Origin of the sequence: Novosphingobium sp. HII-3, assembly GCF_002916655.1 — a bacterium.
Taxonomy (GTDB): domain Bacteria; phylum Pseudomonadota; class Alphaproteobacteria; order Sphingomonadales; family Sphingomonadaceae; genus Novosphingobium; species Novosphingobium panipatense.
The window spans coordinates 1-17,347 of sequence record NZ_PPSM01000009.1; the positions used below are offsets into that span (position 1 = coordinate 1).

Genomic DNA, 17,347 nt, shown 5'->3' on the forward strand with positions numbered 1-17,347 from the left:
ACACCTGACGGTGCGCGTCGTCGTCCGTGGGCCCCTCCTATCGACTACCGGGATAACCGCCAGACTACCGAAAGGTGGGGTCAATATTGGACGCCGATAGGGGGTCAGTTTTGCGCGCCGGTTGACATGTTGGACATCAGCGAGTTGGCGTTTGCCGCGCTGATGACCTTGATGTCGCCGCGCAGGCGGGCGCGATCTGCCGCCTCGCGCGGCGAGAGCTTGGGGAACAGTTTCCCTGCGTTTGCGGGGAGGAAGCGCAGCACATCCAGCATATCGCGGCAGTGCGCGCGCGAGATCGACGCGACAGGAACGGCTCCGCCGATCACCGCGATGGCGAGCTTCCGGCTCGTCTCATACGCCTCCCGCGTGTTGGCGGTCCAACCGCGCGTCGGATCGTCGATGTAACTGCGGTATGCCTCGGCGAGCGTGAGCGGGCTATCAGGCTTGATGCTGGCTACGGTCGAAAGCGCGATCGGGATCGGGCGCTCGACAGGATCGTCTTTCAACGGTTCAATGAGCATCGCATCGACCGGCATGCCCGCCATCGCGCGGGCGTGTTCGATCTCCATTTCGATCCGAGCGACAACTCCCGGTAATCGACGCACGGCAACGGAAAGGCTGTCAGTCCTCAGCGAGCGCCAGATTTCGAGCCGATTCAGTAGCCGCTGAGCGTCCACCGGGACAGTGTGCCGATAGTAGAGTTTTTGCCCCCGTCGAAGCACGCCACGGGGCAAATCCCGTAGCAGCTTACCGTAGCAAACACGTCCCTCAACAGGCACGCTTTTGCGGGATTTTCGGCCCGATGATGGGCCATTTTCCCGTAGCAGTTTGGGGTAGCAGATGCTCTCTGGGGACCGTTTTTTGGACGATCCCCGAGAGATTTCAAGCACTTGAGAAGTGCTGGTGCCCAGAAGAGGACTCGAACCTCCACGCCCTTGCGAGCGCCGCCACCTGAAGACGGTGCGTCTACCAATTCCGCCATCTGGGCACACATGCGAGGCGCCGAAGTGCCGTCCTCGCTGGGTAGGAGGGCGCCTCTAAGGGTAGGTCAGCGGCTTGTCAACACAGGCAGGCAACATTTTTCATTTCGTGCGTTTGACCCGTGCAGATCCTGCCGGTGCCGCTGAGACGAACTGCCCGGTTGCCCGCTTCGAGGCCTTGTGGCAGGGGCAGACTGCATGTGCTGCTGCGCGGGACACGGCGCCCGCAGCGACCCGAGGACCGATTTCGACCATGAGCACCCTAGATACCCTCTCCGGCAAGATCGTCACCATTCTGGGTGGCAGCGGCTTCGTGGGCCGCCACCTGGCGCAGGAGCTGTTCGCCCGGGGCGCCCGGCTGCGGATTGCCGCGCGCCATCCGCGCAGGGCCTTCTCGATCCGCACCCTCGGCAATCTGGGCTATGCCCAGTTCGTTTCCGTGGACATCACGAAGCCTCAGTCCCTTGCCGCAGTGTTCGCGGGGTCGGACGTTGTGGTGAACCTGGTCGGCGCTTTCTCCGGCAACCTGGATGCCGTGCAGGGAAAAGGTCTGAACGAGGTGGCAGCCGCCGCCAAGGCAGCAGGTGTCGCCGCCTTCGTCCATGTCTCCGCACTTGGCGCGGACGCCGGTTCGGACGTCGCTTATTCCCGCACGAAGGCTGAAGGTGAAGCGGCTGTTCGCGCGGGGTTCCCCGAGGCCACGATCATGCGTCCCTCGCTGATGTTCGGCCCGGACGATCGCTTCCTCAACACCTTCGCGGAACTGATCTCGCGCCTGCCCGCGCTGCCCGTTCTCGCAGCCGGGGCCAGGATCCAGCCGGTGTTTGTCGATGACGTGGCCCACGCCATTGCCAATGCCCTGTGTGAGCCCGCCGCCCGTGGCAGGACCTTCGAGTTGGCCGGGCCCGAAGTCATCACCATGCTGGAGCTCAACCAGCGCATCGCGCGGGCACAGGGCCGATCACGCAAGTTCATCGATTTGTCGGACGGCATGGCCGGCGCATTCGTCAGCGCGACCGGCTGGTTGCCGGGCGCTCCCATCACCGGCGATCAGTTCAAGCTGCTGCGCGCCGGCAGCGTCGCCAGCGGCTCCGCGGCCGGGATCGAGGAACTCGGCGTCACGCCGCGCCCGCTGGGTCTCTTCCTCGACCGCTGGATGGTGCGTTTCCGCAAGCACGGCCGCTTCGGCACCAAAGTGGCCAACGCCTGACCTTCAGGACGAAGGTTCTTCCCGGGCCGCCCTCGTCGCCGGTAGCACGAAAGTGATCAGCCGCGCGGGGGTGTCCGAAAGATTGCGCCACCCATGAGTGACGCCACGGCAGATCCCGCAATCGCCCGCCCGCAGGACCACCTCCTCCTGCTCCAGCACCAGCACGACCTCACCTTCGAGCACGTAGAAGTGATCGGCCGTGTCGGTGAAGTGCATGCCAGGATCGTCCCGTCCCAGCCCCGGTGCATATTCCGCGATCATGAAGCCGTAGACCGGCTCCGACAGCTGCTCGAAGCGGAAGGGAACGCCCGACCTGCCCTCGGCTGAGGCATTGTCGGTGCGGCATGCGATCGATCCGACCCACGGCTGAGCTATGGAGATGGGCCCCTGGGCCTGTGCCTCAACGGACCCGTCGCTCACCACCCGGCTGCGTCCGTCTTCCCCCAACCCGGCCACCACGCACCGGTGTCGCGTTATCTCCATCGACCTCTCCCTGCTCTTCCCGGAACCGCTTGCAGCGGCGGGGCATTGTCGTGTGGGCCCCTGGGCGACACGCGCCCCATAGCCAGAGGAGTAATCCCGTGAACACCCCAGCAACGCAACCGCCCTTTTCGCAGGAAGCCTGGACGACTCCTCAGGGCACGATCCGGCGCGGCATGAAGGTCATCGCGGCCGATGGCACATGCATCGGCACGGTGGCGAGGCTGGAGGGGGACGAACTCATGCTGGAGGAGGGCTCCGGCAGCTTCGTCGCCTTGACGCAGATTGATGGCGTCAGCGCGGACTCGGTCCTTCTGGAAAACCGCGGCGACGCGACATTCGGTCTGGGTGCAGAGCCGTAACAGGCGTACCTGACGAGGCGTTTTGGCTCCGGGACGAATGCCGGAACGAGGCCGCTTCCACCTCGTTCCCTCAGTGAGATTCCGGATTGAAGGAAGCGCCATGTTCGAGAAACTGCGGATTCGTGAACACATGGAAGTCGTCACCAGCACCGGCCAACATGTCGGCACTGTAGACGAAGTGAAGAACGACCAGATCAAGCTCACGCGCTCCGACAGTTCGGACGGCGCCCATCATTATATTGCCTTCGAGAACGTGGATCATATCGCCGAGAACCGCGTGTGCCTGAAAGAGGGGACCCCGGTTCCTATGGGCGCGGGCGCGAACTGACGGAATCCGACAATCAGCCGCCGAGCGAGCGCCGCGTAAATCCCCTTCGCGCGGCGTCTCGAAGACCCCGGCCCTCTTCATGAGGGCTGGGGTCTTTTGTATCGACAAGCGCGCATCCCCCCGGCGATGCCTGCTGCGATGTGATACAGTGTGGGTAGCATCTCTTCCCAAAGATATACGGCCTTGATAGGCCTGCGCGTTCAGCACAACGGGGCGAGGGAAGAGCGCGTGATCTCTGGTATCGGTAGAGTGGCGATCGGGCTTGCGTGTCTGCTGGTTCCTCTTTCCCTCTCATCCTGCAATCGTCACGCTCACCCGGTGGAGGAGCAAACGGTCGTCAACCCGGACGAGTGGCCGAGCTGGGGCCGCACGGGAAGTGAGACACACTATTCCCCGCTGGACGAGATCGACACCGGCAACGTGGGCAAGCTCAAGCTCGCATGGCATTTCGATCTGGAGCCGGGCTACACCCCATCGACCCCTCTCATGGCAGAAGGCAAGGTGTTCATCACCATCGGGCATTCGCATATCCGGGCTCTCGACGCCGTGACCGGCAAGCCGCTGTGGGAGTACGATGGCGGCACGCGGGATCGTGCCACATCCTCTCTCCAACTGACATGGGGCAACAAGGGCATCGCTTACGATACCGGGCATGTCTTTTTGGTGACCACGGATGGCTTCGTCATCTCCCTGGACGCGAAGACGGGCAAGGAAGTCTGGAAGACGATGGACTTCCCTGACACTGCGCCGCGTAACGCAAACGGGGCGCCGCGCGTATTTGGCGGGAAGGTCATCACCGGCTTCGGGGGCGGCGACATCAGTCCGGCGCGCGGCTTTGTCAGCGCGTACGATGCGGCGACCGGCAAGCTGGCCTGGCGGTTCTACACCACGCCGGGGGATGAGGTGACGCCCACGAACCGCAAGGCCGAAGACCTCATGCGCAGGACGTGGCCCGGCGGATGGAAAAATCCCGACGGCACCCGGCGGGGCGGTGGCGGAACCGCGTGGAACGCCTTCGCCTACGATGCGGATCTGCGACTGGTCTATTTGGGCGTTGGCAACGGCTTTCCCTACAACCAGAAGCTGCGCAGTCCGGAAGGGGGAGACAACCTGTTCCTGGCCTCTGTAGTGGCCGTCGACGTCGATACCGGCGAATACCGGTGGCACTACCAGATCTGCCCTGCCGAACAGTGGGACTGCACCGCGACCGCCGACATGACCCTCGCCACGGTCGAACTCGAGGGCAAGGCGCGCAAGGTCCTGATGCAGGCGCCGAAGAACGGCTTCTTCTACGTGCTGGACCGCGCAACGGGTGAATTCCTGTCCGCCGAGAAGATCGCCAAGGTGACCTGGGCCGAGCGGATCGACGCAAAGACGGGCCGTCCGATCGAGAACCCCGGAATTCGCTACAACGGCAAGCCCGGCATGTTCGAGATGTGGCCCGGGCCGACCGGCGCCCATTCGTGGCAGCCGCAGGCCTACAGCCCGCAGACGGGGCTCGTCTATGTTCCGATCATGGAACTGCCTGCCCTCATCGGCGAAGGACAGGAGGGCGGCGGCGAAGTTTCGGCGGGCATGGGCGTGACGCTCATCCCCGAAGTGGAACTGCCCGGCGGCCACAAGAGCTACCTCAAGGCCTGGAATCCGGCCACTCAGGCGGAAGCCTGGCGCGTGGACCTGCCGGGCACCTGGCCGGGCGGCGTCATGGCCTCGGCCGGTGGCCTGGTCTGGCAGGGCCAGATGGACGGCAAGTTCGTGGCCCGCGACGCGAAAACGGGCAAGGAACTCTGGTCCTTCAAGACCGAAAGCCCCATCGTGGGCGCTCCCATCACTTACCGCGTGAACGGCCGGCAATACGTCACGGTTCTTACCGGAGCGGGCGGTCAGGGCGCGGGGATGCAGACCCTGGGCAACGCGATGTACCGCACCGACTATCGCCTCCCCCGCCGCGTCCTGACGTTTGCGCTCGATGGTCGGGACAGCATTCCGCCTTTCGAGATGCCGCCACTGGTTCCCGTGTCCGATCCTGACTTCAAGCCCGACCTTGCCCGCGCGCAGGCCGGTGCCATGCTGTTCGGCACCCGCGCCTGCATCGTCTGCCACGGTTGGAACGCCGTCGCCGGAGGCGCCGCACCGGACCTGCGGTACTCGCCGGCGATCACGGACGCCGCGACCTTCCGCACGATCGTGAAGGACGGCGGCCTCAAGATGAACGGCATGCCCCCCTTCCCGCAGATCACCGATCCCGAACTGGAGACTCTGCGTTTCTACCTGCGCTCCCGCGCCCAGTCTGCGCCTGCGGAACAGAAGGCACTGCTGGAAAAGGCAAAGGCCGCGCGCCGGAGCAACGCCAAGCCGCAGGACTTCGCGGGCAAGTGGAACATCACGATCCAGTCACCCGTGGGGCCGCAGAAGGCGATCATGGACCTGAATGTCAGCGGCAACGTCATCACCGGCAAGGTCGTCGCCGAACAGGGTTCAGTAGACCTTGCCGGCGGGTTCAAGAATGGCCGCGCGAAGCTTGAGGGCAAGGCGTCCATGCCGATGCCGATCACCATCACCTACGACGTGACGGTCCGCGATGGAGAACTGACCGGCGACAATTCGAACGGCCCGTTCGGAACATTCCCGGTGACAGGCGTTCGGTGACAGGCGTTCGGTGACGGCGCGCGCCAGAACCGAAAACGGCCTCCCGGCGAACCGGAAGGCCGTTCTCGGTGGAACTTTACCGCCTTACTGGCAGGCCAGGCACTCGTCGTAATCGGTGGTCGAGGCCGCCAGTTCGAACTTGGGAAGCTCACTGGTATTGTCCGCTTCCACGCCACCTGCAAACCCGGCGCGCTGAACCGACTTGGAGCGGAGATAGTAGAGCGACTTGATACCCCTTTCCCAGGCCTGGAAGTGCAGCATCATCAGGTCCCACTTGTCCACGTCCGCAGGGATGAACAGGTTCAGCGACTGGGCCTGATCGATGTAGGGGGTACGATCCGCCGCGAATTCGAGCAGCCAGCGCTGGTCGATCTCGAAGCTGGTCTTGTACACGGCCTTCTCCTCGGACGTGAGGAAGTCGAGGTGCTGGACCGAGCCGTTATGCTCGAGGATGGAGTTCCACACGTTGGTGGAATCCTTCGACTTCGACGCCAGCAGCTTCTGGAGATACGGATTCTTCACCACGAAGGAGCCCGAGAGCGTCTTGTGCGTGTAGATGTTCGCCGGGATAGGCTCGATGCAAGCGGAGGTGCCGCCGCAGATGATCGAGATCGACGCCGTGGGCGCGATCGCCATCTTGCAGCTGAAACGCTCCATCACGCCGGTATCGGCCGCGTCGGGGCAAGGCCCGCGCTCGTTCGCCAGCAGCATCGAGGCCTCGTTGGCCTTTTGATTGATGTACTGGAACATCTGCAGGTTGAGCGCCTTGGCCATCGCGCTTTCAAAGGCGATCCCGCGCTTCTGCAGGTACGAATGGAAGCCCATGACGCCCATGCCCACCGAACGCTCGCGGGCGGCGGAGTACTTGGCGCGCGCCATCTCGTCCGGGGCCCGGTCGATATAGTCCTGAAGGACGTTGTCGAGGAAGCGCAGCACGTCTTCCACGAAGCGCTTGTCGCCCTTCCACTCTTCCCAGGTCTCCAGGTTGAGCGAGGACAGGCAGCACACGGCCGTGCGGTCGTTGCCCAGATGGTCCCGGCCAGTGGGCAGCGTGATTTCCGAGCACAGGTTCGACGTCGAGACCTTGAGGCCAAGATCGCGGTGATGCTTGGGCATCGTGCGGTTCACGGTATCGGAGAAGACGATGTAGGGCTCGCCCGTCGCAAGGCGCACTTCCACCAGCTTCTGGAACAGCGAGCGTGCATCAACCTTGCCGCGCACGGAACCGTCACGCGGGCTGCGCAGCGCGAATTCCGCACCGTCACGGACCGCTTCCATGAACTCGTCCGTCAGCAGCACGCCATGGTGCAGATTGAGCGCCTTGCGGTTGAAGTCACCCGACGGCTTGCGGATCTCGAGGAACTCCTCGATCTCGGGATGAGACACGTCGAGGTAGCAGGCTGCCGAGCCACGGCGGAGCGACCCTTGCGAAATCGCCAGGGTCAGCGAATCCATCACGCGCACGAAAGGGATGATGCCGCTGGTCTTGCCGTTGAGGCCCACGGGTTCGCCGATGCCGCGCACCGCGCCCCAGTAGGTGCCGATGCCGCCGCCGCGTGACGCCAGCCACACGTTTTCGTTCCAGGTTGCGACGATGCCTTCGAGGCTGTCATCGACGGAGTTGAGGTAGCACGAGATCGGCAGGCCGCGACCAGTTCCGCCGTTCGAGAGAACGGGAGTGGCCGGCATGAACCACAGGCGCGAAATGTAATCGTACAGCCGCTGGGCGTGCGCCTCGTCGTCGGCGTAGGCGTCGGCGACGCGGGCGAAGAGATCCTGGTACTTTTCGCCGGGCAGCAAGTAGCGGTCGTCCAGCGTTTCCTTGCCAAAATCCGTCAGCAGCGCATCGCGCGACGGGTCGGTGACGATGGAAAAGCGCCGCGCATTGATCGTCTTGGAATCAACGGGCTTCCGGGGTGCGGAGGGAGCCGGCGCAGCTGCTGCCGCAGTCTTTTCCATGGTGACGGCCCGAGCCTCCTTCTTTGCGCGAGGGGCAGGGTCATGGGAGGCGAGAAGCGCCTCCATGTCGACCTGTCCGGTCTCCGCATAGTTCACATCCGAATCAGACACGTGTCCGTCGCTTCCGTTCCTGAAATCCACTGGTGCGCCCCCAATGTGCATTCAAATTGATGTCGAACCGCGCCATGCGGCCCAAGCTGCTATTCCGGACGAGCCAGCCGACCGAACCCGACTGCGCGAATAGACCTTTCGGATATCCACGCCGCAGGGCCGGTACGAAGAGGGAGGCCTAATCTCCCTGCCGGACCGCCGACGCGCACCTGAGAAAGACACTCCTGCAGACCTGAGGCGCGCCAAAGCCGGCCTTTCGGCTCCAGCGCGACGTCCCTAGGTGTTGAGGCCCCTCGATCGGCGCGACACAACCTATAGTGCCCTTTCCGCCGGAAGGTTCAAGAGGGAGGCGTCACGAACCTTCACCCTCCCCTGCCGTCTGCAGACGCCGAACCCGCCTCGCGACGCGCAAGGTTTCTGCCACCTTCGAGATGCGCAAGAGGATGAATCGCCTCGCGTCCCGCTTATTTTTCCACATCAATTTGCCGACGAGCGGAATCGCGCTTGCGGTGAATGGAGCACCGTCAAGCCTCGTAAAGCAGCTATCCCCGCGTGCAGCCACCGAAGCGGCGGAAAAGCCTTTCGCACGCAGGGACGGCAACCCTCAGGGGGGCCAATGTTTATAGCTGTGCTACCCTGCCAGGGTACAAGCGATCAGACACCGCGAAGGGGGTTTCTCAAGGTCATGCTCAACATCATCGGTGCCATCATCAGCGGCCTCGTCATCGGCGCTCTGGCGCGCTGGTTCTATCCCGGAACCGTTCCGATGAATTGGCTCACGACGATCCTGCTGGGCATCGGCGGCTCACTGCTGGCCGGTCTGGTGACGAGCCGCGGCAGCCGCGATTTCAGCCGCGCAGGCTGCCTGGCCTCGGTCATCGGTGCCATCGTGCTGATATTCCTGGGTCGCCTGCTCCACATCGGCTGAGGCGCTTCACGGCGCGGTTGCCTTTGAGAGGCCGCCGCGCCGGAACTGTCGTCAGGGCACCAGAACCGTGTCCATGGGCTCCGCATCGGCCGCCGGGTAATCCAGCGTGTAGTGCAGCCCCCGGCTTTCATGACGCTTGAGCGCGGACTCCACGATCAGCTCCGCGCTCTGAAGCAGGTTGCGAAGCTCGATCAGATCGGTCGAAACCCGGAAATGCCGGTAGTACTCCTCGATCTCGCCGTTCAGCATCTGGATGCGGTGCATGGCGCGCTCCAGCCGCTTGGTCGTGCGCACGATGCCGACATAGTTCCACATGAAACGCCGGATCTCCGTCCAGTTCTGCTTGATGACGACTTCCTCGTCCGAGTCCGTCACGCGGCTCTCGTCCCACACCCGCACGGGCGGAGGCGCTTCGAAGGTTTCCCAGCGCGCCATGATGTCCGCTGCGGCCGCCTCGCCGAATACCAGGCACTCCAGTAGCGAATTGGAGGCCAGACGGTTGGCGCCGTGGAGACCGCTTTCCGTGCACTCCCCGGCCGCATAGAGACCCGGCAGGTCCGTCCGCCCGTCAAGGTCGACCAAAATGCCGCCGCAGGTATAGTGCTGCGCCGGTACGACCGGGATCGGCTCGCGCGTCATGTCGATGCCGAGCCCGATCAGCTTCTCGTAGATGTTCGGGAAATGGGACTTCACGAATTCGGGAGGCTGGTGGCTGATGTCGAGGTGGACGCAATCGAGGCCGAAGCGCTTGATCTCGGAATCGATCGCGCGGGCCACGACGTCGCGCGGGGCAAGCTCCAGCCGCTCCGGGTCGTAGAAGGCCATGAACCGCTTGCCGGTGCGCGGGTTGATGAGGTGTCCACCCTCCCCGCGGACGGCCTCGGTGATAAGGAAGTTCTTGACCTGAAGATTGTACAGGCAGGTCGGGTGGAACTGCATCATCTCCATGTTTGAGACCCGCGCGCCCGCCCGCCAGGCCATGGCGATGCCGTCCCCCGTCGCACCGCGCGGGGCCGTGCTGAACTGGTAGACGCGCCCGGCACCACCGGTTGCCATTACCGTGGCGCGGGCCGTGAAGGACTCCACCCGACCCGTTTCCTCGTTGAGAGCGTAGACGCCCCAGACGCGGCCCGAACCGGAATAGCGCTGCTCATGCCGCCCGGTGATGAGATCGATGCAGGAGCGGCCCGCGAGCAGGGTGATATTGGGGTGCGCCTCAGCTGCCTGGAGAAGGGCCTGCTGCACCGCCCATCCGGTGGCGTCGGCCACGTGGACGATGCGCCGATGGGAATGCCCGCCTTCCCGCGTGAGGTGAAGCGCCTCCCCTTCCATGTTGAAGGGTACGCCGAGTTCGACCAGCCGCTGGATCGCGTGCGGCGCACGCTCGATCACGAATTCCACCGTCTCGCGGCGGTTGAGACCGGCGCCGGCCACCATCGTGTCGCGTATGTGCTCGTCGAACGTGTCGCCGGCGTCCAGCACGGCGGCGATACCGCCCTGCGCCCAAGCGGTGGAGCCTCCGGTGAGCGTGCCCTTCGCAAGGACCGCGACCTTGACCTTCTCCGCCAGCGCGAGCGCCGCCGTAAGTCCGGCCGCACCGGAACCGATCACCAGGACATCGAATGCGCCGCCGGCGCTGGATGGCGTTTCCATGACCCGCCTCCTAGCCGCCGTGCCCGCCTCACCGCAACTGTTTGCGCGGCCGCGTCGCCAGGTACCGTCCAAGGGCAGCAGCAGCCCGGCGACGAGGCAGCTGGCTCAGGCCGCAGCGCGCGCCTGGCTGGTGAGCGTGACGAACACGTCCTCAAGGTCGGCTTCGCGCGTGCTTACATCGACGATGGCAAAGCCCTGCGCCTGCAAGGCGGACATGATCTCGCCGGCGTTGGCGCGATCCTGATCGTAGGTGATCTCCAGCACCCGCTCGCTCGCCTGTACGCATTTCACGAAGCCGGGGTGCGCGGGCAATTCGGTGAGGTCACGGTCAAGCGTGAGCACGATGATCTTCTCCCGCGCCATGCCGACCAATTCGCGTGTCGGCTTGTTGGCGATCAGTTCACCGTGGTTGATGATCGCGATCCGGTCGCACAACTCCTCGGCTTCTTCGAGGTAGTGCGTCGTGAGCACGATCGTCGCGCCCTCGCGGTTGAGCTCCGTCACCAGCTCCCACAGCTGTCGCCGCAGTTCGACGTCGACGCCTGCCGTGGGTTCGTCAAGGACGAGCACGGGCGGCCGATGCACCAGCGCCTTCGCGATCAGCAGGCGGCGTTTCATGCCGCCCGAGAGCGTGCGGGCATAAGCATTGCGCTTGTCCGCAAGGTGGACGGCGCGCAGCAGATCCTCCGAGCGACGCAGCGCCTTGGTGATGCCGTAGAGGCCGGCCTGGATCTCCAGCACCTCGAACGGCGTGAAGAACGGGTCGAAGACGATTTCCTGCGGCACGATGCCGATCGCGCGCTTCGCGTTGCGCTGGTCGCGATCGATGTCGAAGCCCCAGATGTCGACGGAGCCGGACGTTTTCATGACCATCCCCGCCAGGATGTTGATGAGCGTCGACTTGCCGGCTCCGTTGGGACCAAGCAGCCCGAAGATGCCCCCTTCGGGCACATCGAACGAGACGCCCTTGAGCGCCAGCTTTCCTTCGCCGCCGCCCGCCGGGGCGTAGCGCTTCACAAGATCACGGATGGCGATGGCAGGCGAGGATGTGCTCATGAGGGCAGCATGTGGGCCATGATCGTCCGCGCGTAAAGCCCTGCGGATCGGCCCCTGCCCGGAACGTGGGATCGAAACATGTGCGGCTTCCGAACGTAACTAGCCTGTGTCACGAAAAGGACGATCGATGGGAAAACTCGGCATGGTTGCCGTTGCGCTGGGCGCATCTGCCATCCTTGCAGCCTGCGCAAAGATCCCGCGCCCGGGCCCGGTCGGCAACCGGGCGGTTCCGGAGCCCGCGAAGCCGGTCTCCGCAGACCGCTACATGGGCCGCTGGTACGAGCAGTTCCGATACGAAGCCTCGTTCCAAAAAGGGATGGATGGCGTCTTCGCCGACTACAGCCTGAACCCGGACGGTTCGGTAAAAGTGGTGAACAGCGGCCGCGAGGGCGGGCCCGGCGGGACGCTGAAGGTTTCCAGGGGCAAGGCCAGGATCGTCGATCCAGACACTGGAGCCAAGCTCAAGGTTTCGTTCTTCGGTCCGTTCTATGGTGACTATTGGGTGCTCGATCACGGCGACGACTACGAGTGGTCGATCGTTGGCGAACCTTCGGGACGCTACCTGTGGGTCCTCACGCGTGAACAGCGCCCGGATGCGGTGATGCTCGCCAGCCTTGAGGCGCGGGTGAAACAGCTTGGATATCGCTGGTCGCTGATCCGCCGAACCCGTCAATAATGACGATCGCCTCGCAAACGAAAAAGGGCGGTCGTGAGACCGCCCTTTTCGTGGGTAATTTGGGTAACTCGGGTATCGTCTCCCAGCCTCGAATCAGGCGAGGGTGAGCGCGAAGACCAGCGCGCTGGTGCTCAGCGCGGCTGCGATCCCGACCGTCCGGTGGACGAGGGTCATATAAAACTCCTGCATTTCTTCTTGTTTTGTCGCAAACAGAGCACTGTTGAACGCGTTCATGCTGCAGGTGCGAAATAGGATGCGTGCGAATTGTTGCAAATGCTCAAGCAACAATATTGCTTGCGTTTTCTGCAACTTCTGCAGGAGCGTGATGCGTCGGGAACAATGGGTGTCGTGGGCTCGCCAAGCGGAGTAGCGGCTCACGCGGACCACTTTGGTTGCTGCCATCCTGATGGACACTGGACAGCGCGCGCCCGCGCGATTACGTGCCCGCCATGAGTATCCAGACCTCCGAATCCGTCCTGATCGTCGATTTCGGCAGCCAGGTGACGCAGCTCATTGCGCGCCGCGTGCGTGAAGCCGGCGTCTACTCCGAGATCGCACCGTTCAACGCTGCCGAGGAGGCGTTCCATCGCCTGAACCCGGTGGGCATCATCCTGTCCGGTTCGCCCGCTTCGGTTCTGGATGAGAACGGTCCGGGAATCCCGGAGGTCATTCTGGAAAGCGGCCGCCCGATCCTCGGCATCTGCTACGGCCAGCAGTCGCTCATGCACCAACTCGGCGGCGAGGTACTGGCGGGCGACTCGGGCGAGTTCGGCCGCGCCTTCATCGAGATTGCTGACGAGTGCGCCCTCTTCAACGGTCTGTGGAAGGTCGGAGAAACGCACCAGGTCTGGATGAGCCATGGCGACAAGGTCACCAGCCTCGCTCCGGGTTTCCGTCCGGTGGCCTCCAGCCCGGGCGCGCCCTTCGCGGTCATCGCGAACGACGAAAAGCGTATCTACGCGATGCAATTCCACCCCGAAGTCGTGCACACGCCCGATGGGGGCAAGCTGCTCAAGAACTTCGTACGGCATGTCTGCGGCCTTGCCGGTGACTGGACCATGGCGGAGTTTCGCAAGACCAAGATCGAGGAAATTCGTGCGCAGGTCGGCAGCGGACGAGTGATCTGCGGCTTGTCCGGCGGTGTCGATTCGGCCGTCGCGGCAGTGCTCATCCACGAAGCCATCGGCGACCAGCTGACCTGCGTCTTCGTGGACCATGGCCTGATGCGCATGGGCGAGGCCGATCAGGTCGTCAGCCTTTTCCGTGGCCACTACAACATCCCGCTGGTCCATGTGGACGCCTCGACGCTGTTCCTGAAGGGCCTGGAAGGCGTCACCGACCCCGAAGCCAAGCGCAAGTTCATCGGCAAGACCTTCATCGACGTCTTCGAGGACGAGGCGAAGAAGATCGGCGGCGCCGAGTTCCTCGCGCAGGGGACGCTGTACCCCGACGTCATCGAAAGCGTTTCGTTCACCGGTGGCCCCTCGGTCACGATCAAAAGCCACCACAACGTCGGTGGCCTTCCCGAACGCATGGACATGAAGCTGGTCGAACCGCTTCGCGAGCTGTTCAAGGACGAAGTCCGTGAACTGGGCCGTGAACTGGGCCTGCCGGAGATCTTCGTCGGCCGTCACCCGTTCCCCGGGCCGGGCCTGGCGATCCGCATCCCCGGCGAAGTCAGCCGCGAGCGTTGCGATATCCTGCGCAAGGCGGACGCGATCTACCTTGAGGAAATCCGCACCGCAGGCCTTTACGATGCCATCTGGCAGGCCTTCGCGGTGCTGCTGCCGGTCAAGACCGTTGGCGTCATGGGCGATGGCCGCACCTACGACAACGTCTGCGGCCTGCGCGCCGTCACCTCGACCGATGGCATGACCGCAGACATCTATCCCTTCGACGCCGGCTTCCTCAGCCGCGTTGCCACCCGCATCATCAACGAGGTGAAGGGCATCAACCGCGTGGTTTACGACTACACGTCGAAGCCGCCCGGCACCATCGAGTGGGAATGATTCTTACCCCTCCGGCGGTATCCATTTGTACGCTAGGATACGGCATAAGCCGTTGATAGAAAAGGACTATCCTAACTAGGTCTATCGACATCTATCGAGGGGTAGTGCTCCGATTTGACGGTATAGCGGACGGTATGGGGAATCTTGTTCGATCAGCAAATTCGGGATACCGTCACGGCCAAGAGAGCTGCTGACGGTATTTTTTTCTGGCATAACAGACTGATTTCAAAAAGGAATCATGCTTCCAGCATCGTCTGTTTTGGCCTGGCGGTATAATTGGCGCTTCTCCCCGATTTTGGGACGATTTTGGAGGCCCCCATGCTTACTGACATGGCGATTAAGGCGCTGAAAGCACAGAAGAAATTGTATAAGGTGAGCGACCGTGACGGTATGTACGTCGTGGTGCAGCCGTCGGGTGCGATCGTGTTCCGGTACGACTACCGCCTTAACGGCCGCCGCGAGACGCTAACGCTCGGTCGGTACGGGCCGGAAGGCCTTTCGCTGGCTCGCGCTCGGGAAAAGCTGATCGATGCCAAGCGGGCCATTTCAGAGGGGCGGTCTCCGGCCCAGGAGAAGCAGCACGACAAGCGGCGACTGAAGGAGGCAAAGAGGTTCGGCGAGTTCGGCGAGAAATGGTTCCAAGAGTCGCGCATGGCTGATAGCACGCGTGCGATGCGGCGCTCGATCTACGAGCGCGACATCCTACCAACGTTTCGAAACAGGCTTCTGACGGAGATTGCGCCAGACGATCTCCGCGTGATGTGCGGGAAAGTGAAGGAGCGCGGTGCTCCAGCCACGGCCGTCCATGTGCGGGATATTGTGAAGCTGATCTTTGCGTTCGCGATCCTGCATGGCGAGAAGGTCGCCAATCCGGCGGATGAAGTTGGGCCCGCGTCTATCGCGACCTTCGTGCCGAAGGACCGTTCGCTGTCCCCTGGGGAAATCCGCGTCATGCTCGGGCAGCTCGAGCATGTGCCAACGCTGCCGACCATACGGTTGGGAATGAAGCTCTTCCTTCTGACGATGGTCAGGAAAAGCGAGCTACAGGATGCGACGTGGGATGAAGTCGATTTTGAGAACTCCGTCTGGTCGATCCCAAAAGAGCGAATGAAGCGGTCGAAGGCACACAACGTCTACCTGTCGCAGCAGGCCATCGACATCTTCATCGCGCTAAAAACCTGTGCGGGCAATTCGCGCTATGTCCTTCCTTCGCGATACGACGCTGACGCACCGATGTCGCGGGCGACATTCAATCGGATCACGACCGCGGTCGTCGTCAGGGCAAAAAAAGAGGGGCTGCCGCTCGAACCGTTCACTGTTCACGATCTGCGGCGCACAGGTTCTACCCTGCTGAATGAGCTGGGCTTCAATAGCGATTGGATCGAGAAGTGCTTGGCGCATGAGGACGGAAGGTCGTCGCGTGGCGTCTACAACAAGGCGGAGTACGAGCATCAACGCCGCCATATGATGCAGGAGTGGTCCAACCTGTTGGACGCGTGGGTTTTGGGTCAGAAGTATCGTCCGATGCTGCTCCCGGCCACGATGGAGTTGCTTGAGTTGGAGCCTAGTGTTTGACGGGCCGCGAACGGCGCAGCCTCACGTCGGGGCTTGGAGCACGTTTGACGGCATTTGCGCGAGAGGCATGGCGCCGAGCGTCGAGCCAGGCTTCGACCTCTGCCAAGTCCCAGACGACGCAGCGTGAGGTGAGATAGAAGCGCTGCGGGAATTCTCCTCGCTGCTCCATGTCGTAGATCGTGCTGTCGGCAAGCGGCACGATCTCTCGTAACTGCTGCCGGCGAATTGTTCTTCGGGCGACATGTGGGGCAGCGCTCATACGGTATCTCCACTTCTTTGCTCTTGTGGAGATAGAAGGCGATAGATCTTCCGCTTTGAAGCCCGCGCGTGAACGTGTGCGGTAATATCGGGCTATAGCGTGTAAATCGGACGGGTGGTCTCAACGGGCAAGTGTCGTCTGGGAGCGTCGGCGGACCCTTCGGCTCTTGTTCGAACCGGCGCCAACCGTGGAATTTCAATCCGGTGGAACCCGCGATTCACTTCAAAATCCAGTTCCGAGAGGAGTGCCGGTTCGACCCCGGCCACCCGCACCATCACTTAGTGTTGCTCTCCGAAAATGGAGGCCACACGTTCGAATCGTGGCGGGCTTAGCCACTCAAATATGTCACCGCCTGGTCGCTATCGGCGGTTCCCAGCTTCATTGCTGAACTGACGGCAGCCGCCTATGATTTCGGCGATGCCAGCAACTGAAACCATTGGACGCTGGAGCTTCGATGTAAGCGAAGCCGTGGTGCGCAGCGGCGGGGAGGAACGACGACTCGAGAACCGTGCTGCCCGGACGCTGGCTCTTCTTTGCGAGCACAGGGGTCGTGTCGCCGGCAAGGAAGAACTCATCTCTTTAGTTTGGCAGGGGCGCACCGTCAGTCCGAACTGCGTCGCGGTCGTCATCGGGAACCTGCGTCGCGTGATCGAGGATGATCCCGGCTCACCCATACACATCGTCACCGTCAACAAGCGGGGCTAGCCGTTGGAGCGTCTGGCCCTCCGACCCGGTCACGATTCGGCGATAGAAACAACTGGTCCGGCCGGTGTGACAACAGCCGCCGTTGCCCGCGACGCGCACCTTGAGCCAGACCGCGTCCTGATCACAGTCGATGCGCAGTTCTTCGACCTGTTGGATCTGCCCGCTGGTCGCGCCCTTATGCCAGAGACGCTGGCGGGACCGGCTCCAGTACCAGGCCTGGCCGGTCTCGATCGTCTTGTTCAACGCCTCCGCATTCATCCACGCTAGCATCAGCACCACTCCACTCGCGAGGTCTGTCGCGACAGCGGGAATGAGCCCGTCCTCATTGAACCCTGGCAACAGGTCCGAGCATTCTTCGATCATCTCCGCAGGGTCCGCTCTTAATGGGTCAGGTCGCTGATCTTCCA

The 17,347-nt window shown here is 63.1% G+C and carries 17 protein-coding genes and 1 tRNA gene; 9 read left to right on the top strand and 9 right to left on the bottom strand.

The window, feature by feature from the left end:
• Positions 1-104: 104 nt before the first annotated feature.
• On the bottom strand, positions 105-890 hold the full coding sequence (locus C2R25_RS21250; RefSeq protein WP_146049602.1) for a DUF6538 domain-containing protein: 786 nt from the start codon (positions 888-890) through the stop codon (positions 105-107).
• Positions 891-901: 11 nt separating this feature from the next.
• A tRNA-Leu gene (locus C2R25_RS02275) sits at positions 902-988 on the bottom strand.
• Positions 989-1,233: 245 nt separating this feature from the next.
• Between C2R25_RS02275 and C2R25_RS02280 the strand changes: the two genes are divergently transcribed.
• Positions 1,234-2,190: a complex I NDUFA9 subunit family protein gene (locus tag C2R25_RS02280; RefSeq protein ID WP_103727741.1), complete on the top strand. Its 957-nt coding sequence runs from the start codon at positions 1,234-1,236 to the stop codon at positions 2,188-2,190.
• 3 nt (positions 2,191-2,193) lie between these two features.
• On the opposite strand, the gene C2R25_RS02285 is transcribed toward C2R25_RS02280, so the two are convergent.
• Positions 2,194-2,673 carry a cupin domain-containing protein gene (locus C2R25_RS02285; protein ID WP_103727688.1) on the bottom strand — a complete coding sequence of 160 codons (480 nt, stop codon included), beginning with the start codon at positions 2,671-2,673 and terminating at the stop codon, positions 2,194-2,196.
• A 98-nt stretch (positions 2,674-2,771) separates the two neighbouring features.
• On the opposite strand from C2R25_RS02285, the gene C2R25_RS02290 reads away from it, so the two are divergent.
• The 3 genes from C2R25_RS02290 to C2R25_RS02300 all read left to right on the top strand — a co-directional run bounded on the left by C2R25_RS02290 (position 2,772) and on the right by C2R25_RS02300 (position 6,009).
• On the top strand, positions 2,772-3,032 hold the full coding sequence (locus C2R25_RS02290; protein ID WP_233203721.1) for a DUF2171 domain-containing protein: 261 nt from the start codon (positions 2,772-2,774) through the stop codon (positions 3,030-3,032).
• Between the two features lie 100 nt (positions 3,033-3,132).
• A complete protein-coding gene (locus C2R25_RS02295) occupies positions 3,133-3,360 on the top strand; it encodes a DUF2171 domain-containing protein (protein WP_103727689.1) in 228 nt (75 codons plus the stop codon).
• Positions 3,361-3,588: 228 nt separating this feature from the next.
• Complete coding sequence (locus tag C2R25_RS02300) at positions 3,589-6,009, top strand: PQQ-dependent dehydrogenase, methanol/ethanol family (protein WP_103727690.1); 2,421 nt, start codon at positions 3,589-3,591, stop codon at positions 6,007-6,009.
• Positions 6,010-6,093: 84 nt separating this feature from the next.
• Here the strand turns inward: C2R25_RS02300 and C2R25_RS02305 are convergent, their stop codons facing one another.
• Positions 6,094-7,968: a ribonucleoside-diphosphate reductase subunit alpha gene (locus tag C2R25_RS02305; RefSeq protein WP_233203726.1), complete on the bottom strand. Its 1,875-nt coding sequence runs from the start codon at positions 7,966-7,968 to the stop codon at positions 6,094-6,096.
• Between the two features lie 796 nt (positions 7,969-8,764).
• On the opposite strand from C2R25_RS02305, the gene C2R25_RS02310 reads away from it, so the two are divergent.
• A complete protein-coding gene (locus C2R25_RS02310; protein WP_103727692.1) occupies positions 8,765-9,007 on the top strand; it encodes a GlsB/YeaQ/YmgE family stress response membrane protein in 243 nt (80 codons plus the stop codon).
• Between the two features lie 51 nt (positions 9,008-9,058).
• Here C2R25_RS02310 and nadB read toward each other — a convergent pair whose 3' ends face one another.
• Together nadB and C2R25_RS02320 are read right to left on the bottom strand one after the other, a co-directional pair.
• Entirely contained in the window at positions 9,059-10,660 is a 1,602-nt protein-coding gene (gene nadB, locus C2R25_RS02315; protein ID WP_103727693.1) for an L-aspartate oxidase, read from the bottom strand.
• Positions 10,661-10,765: 105 nt separating this feature from the next.
• A complete protein-coding gene (locus C2R25_RS02320; protein WP_103727694.1) occupies positions 10,766-11,716 on the bottom strand; it encodes an ABC transporter ATP-binding protein in 951 nt (316 codons plus the stop codon).
• 127 nt (positions 11,717-11,843) lie between these two features.
• On the opposite strand from C2R25_RS02320, the gene C2R25_RS02325 reads away from it, so the two are divergent.
• Complete coding sequence (locus C2R25_RS02325; protein ID WP_103727695.1) at positions 11,844-12,392, top strand: lipocalin family protein; 549 nt, start codon at positions 11,844-11,846, stop codon at positions 12,390-12,392.
• Between the two features lie 93 nt (positions 12,393-12,485).
• Here the strand turns inward: C2R25_RS02325 and C2R25_RS02330 are convergent, their stop codons facing one another.
• Positions 12,486-12,794 carry a hypothetical protein gene (locus tag C2R25_RS02330; RefSeq protein WP_103727696.1) on the bottom strand — a complete coding sequence of 103 codons (309 nt, stop codon included), beginning with the start codon at positions 12,792-12,794 and terminating at the stop codon, positions 12,486-12,488.
• 47 nt (positions 12,795-12,841) lie between these two features.
• On the opposite strand from C2R25_RS02330, the gene guaA reads away from it, so the two are divergent.
• Both guaA and C2R25_RS02340 read left to right on the top strand, forming a co-directional pair.
• Complete coding sequence (gene guaA / locus C2R25_RS02335; RefSeq protein WP_103727697.1) at positions 12,842-14,401, top strand: glutamine-hydrolyzing GMP synthase; 1,560 nt, start codon at positions 12,842-12,844, stop codon at positions 14,399-14,401.
• A gap of 318 nt (positions 14,402-14,719) precedes the next feature.
• Positions 14,720-15,976, top strand: a complete 1,257-nt coding sequence (locus tag C2R25_RS02340) for a tyrosine-type recombinase/integrase (protein ID WP_103727698.1) — start codon at positions 14,720-14,722, stop codon at positions 15,974-15,976.
• Here the strand turns inward: C2R25_RS02340 and C2R25_RS02345 are convergent.
• A complete protein-coding gene (locus C2R25_RS02345) occupies positions 15,966-16,235 on the bottom strand; it encodes an AlpA family transcriptional regulator (RefSeq protein WP_103727699.1) in 270 nt (89 codons plus the stop codon). The two genes, C2R25_RS02340 and C2R25_RS02345, sit on opposite strands and share 11 nt — an antisense overlap.
• A 417-nt stretch (positions 16,236-16,652) precedes the next feature.
• Between C2R25_RS02345 and C2R25_RS02350 the strand changes: the two genes are divergently transcribed.
• Positions 16,653-16,940: a winged helix-turn-helix domain-containing protein gene (locus tag C2R25_RS02350; RefSeq protein WP_103727743.1), complete on the top strand. Its 288-nt coding sequence runs from the start codon at positions 16,653-16,655 to the stop codon at positions 16,938-16,940.
• Here the strand turns inward: C2R25_RS02350 and hisI are convergent.
• Positions 16,902-17,303 (bottom strand): phosphoribosyl-AMP cyclohydrolase, encoded by a 402-nt coding sequence (hisI, locus tag C2R25_RS02355; protein WP_103727700.1) that lies wholly within the window; start codon positions 17,301-17,303, stop codon positions 16,902-16,904. The two genes, C2R25_RS02350 and hisI, sit on opposite strands and share 39 nt — an antisense overlap.
• Positions 17,304-17,347: the final 44 nt, after the last annotated feature.

What these genes read in the sequence shown, in the direction of transcription:
- C2R25_RS02280 (WP_103727741.1), top strand. Translation starts at nt 1,234, where the DNA reads ATGAGCACCCTAGATACCCTCTCCGGCAAGATCGTCACCATTCTGGGT.
- C2R25_RS02285 (WP_103727688.1), bottom strand. Translation starts at nt 2,673, where the DNA reads ATGGAGATAACGCGACACCGGTGCGTGGTGGCCGGGTTGGGGGAAGAC.
- C2R25_RS02295 (WP_103727689.1), top strand. Translation starts at nt 3,133, where the DNA reads ATGTTCGAGAAACTGCGGATTCGTGAACACATGGAAGTCGTCACCAGC.
- C2R25_RS02305 (WP_233203726.1), bottom strand. Translation starts at nt 7,968, where the DNA reads ATGGAAAAGACTGCGGCAGCAGCTGCGCCGGCTCCCTCCGCACCCCGG.
- C2R25_RS02310 (WP_103727692.1), top strand. Translation starts at nt 8,765, where the DNA reads ATGCTCAACATCATCGGTGCCATCATCAGCGGCCTCGTCATCGGCGCT.
- nadB (WP_103727693.1), bottom strand. Translation starts at nt 10,660, where the DNA reads ATGGAAACGCCATCCAGCGCCGGCGGCGCATTCGATGTCCTGGTGATC.
- C2R25_RS02320 (WP_103727694.1), bottom strand. Translation starts at nt 11,716, where the DNA reads ATGAGCACATCCTCGCCTGCCATCGCCATCCGTGATCTTGTGAAGCGC.
- C2R25_RS02325 (WP_103727695.1), top strand. Translation starts at nt 11,844, where the DNA reads ATGGGAAAACTCGGCATGGTTGCCGTTGCGCTGGGCGCATCTGCCATC.
- C2R25_RS02330 (WP_103727696.1), bottom strand. Translation starts at nt 12,794, where the DNA reads ATGGCAGCAACCAAAGTGGTCCGCGTGAGCCGCTACTCCGCTTGGCGA.
- guaA (WP_103727697.1), top strand. Translation starts at nt 12,842, where the DNA reads ATGAGTATCCAGACCTCCGAATCCGTCCTGATCGTCGATTTCGGCAGC.
- C2R25_RS02340 (WP_103727698.1), top strand. Translation starts at nt 14,720, where the DNA reads ATGCTTACTGACATGGCGATTAAGGCGCTGAAAGCACAGAAGAAATTG.
- C2R25_RS02345 (WP_103727699.1), bottom strand. Translation starts at nt 16,235, where the DNA reads ATGAGCGCTGCCCCACATGTCGCCCGAAGAACAATTCGCCGGCAGCAG.
- C2R25_RS02350 (WP_103727743.1), top strand. Translation starts at nt 16,653, where the DNA reads ATGCCAGCAACTGAAACCATTGGACGCTGGAGCTTCGATGTAAGCGAA.
- hisI (WP_103727700.1), bottom strand. Translation starts at nt 17,303, where the DNA reads ATGATCGAAGAATGCTCGGACCTGTTGCCAGGGTTCAATGAGGACGGG.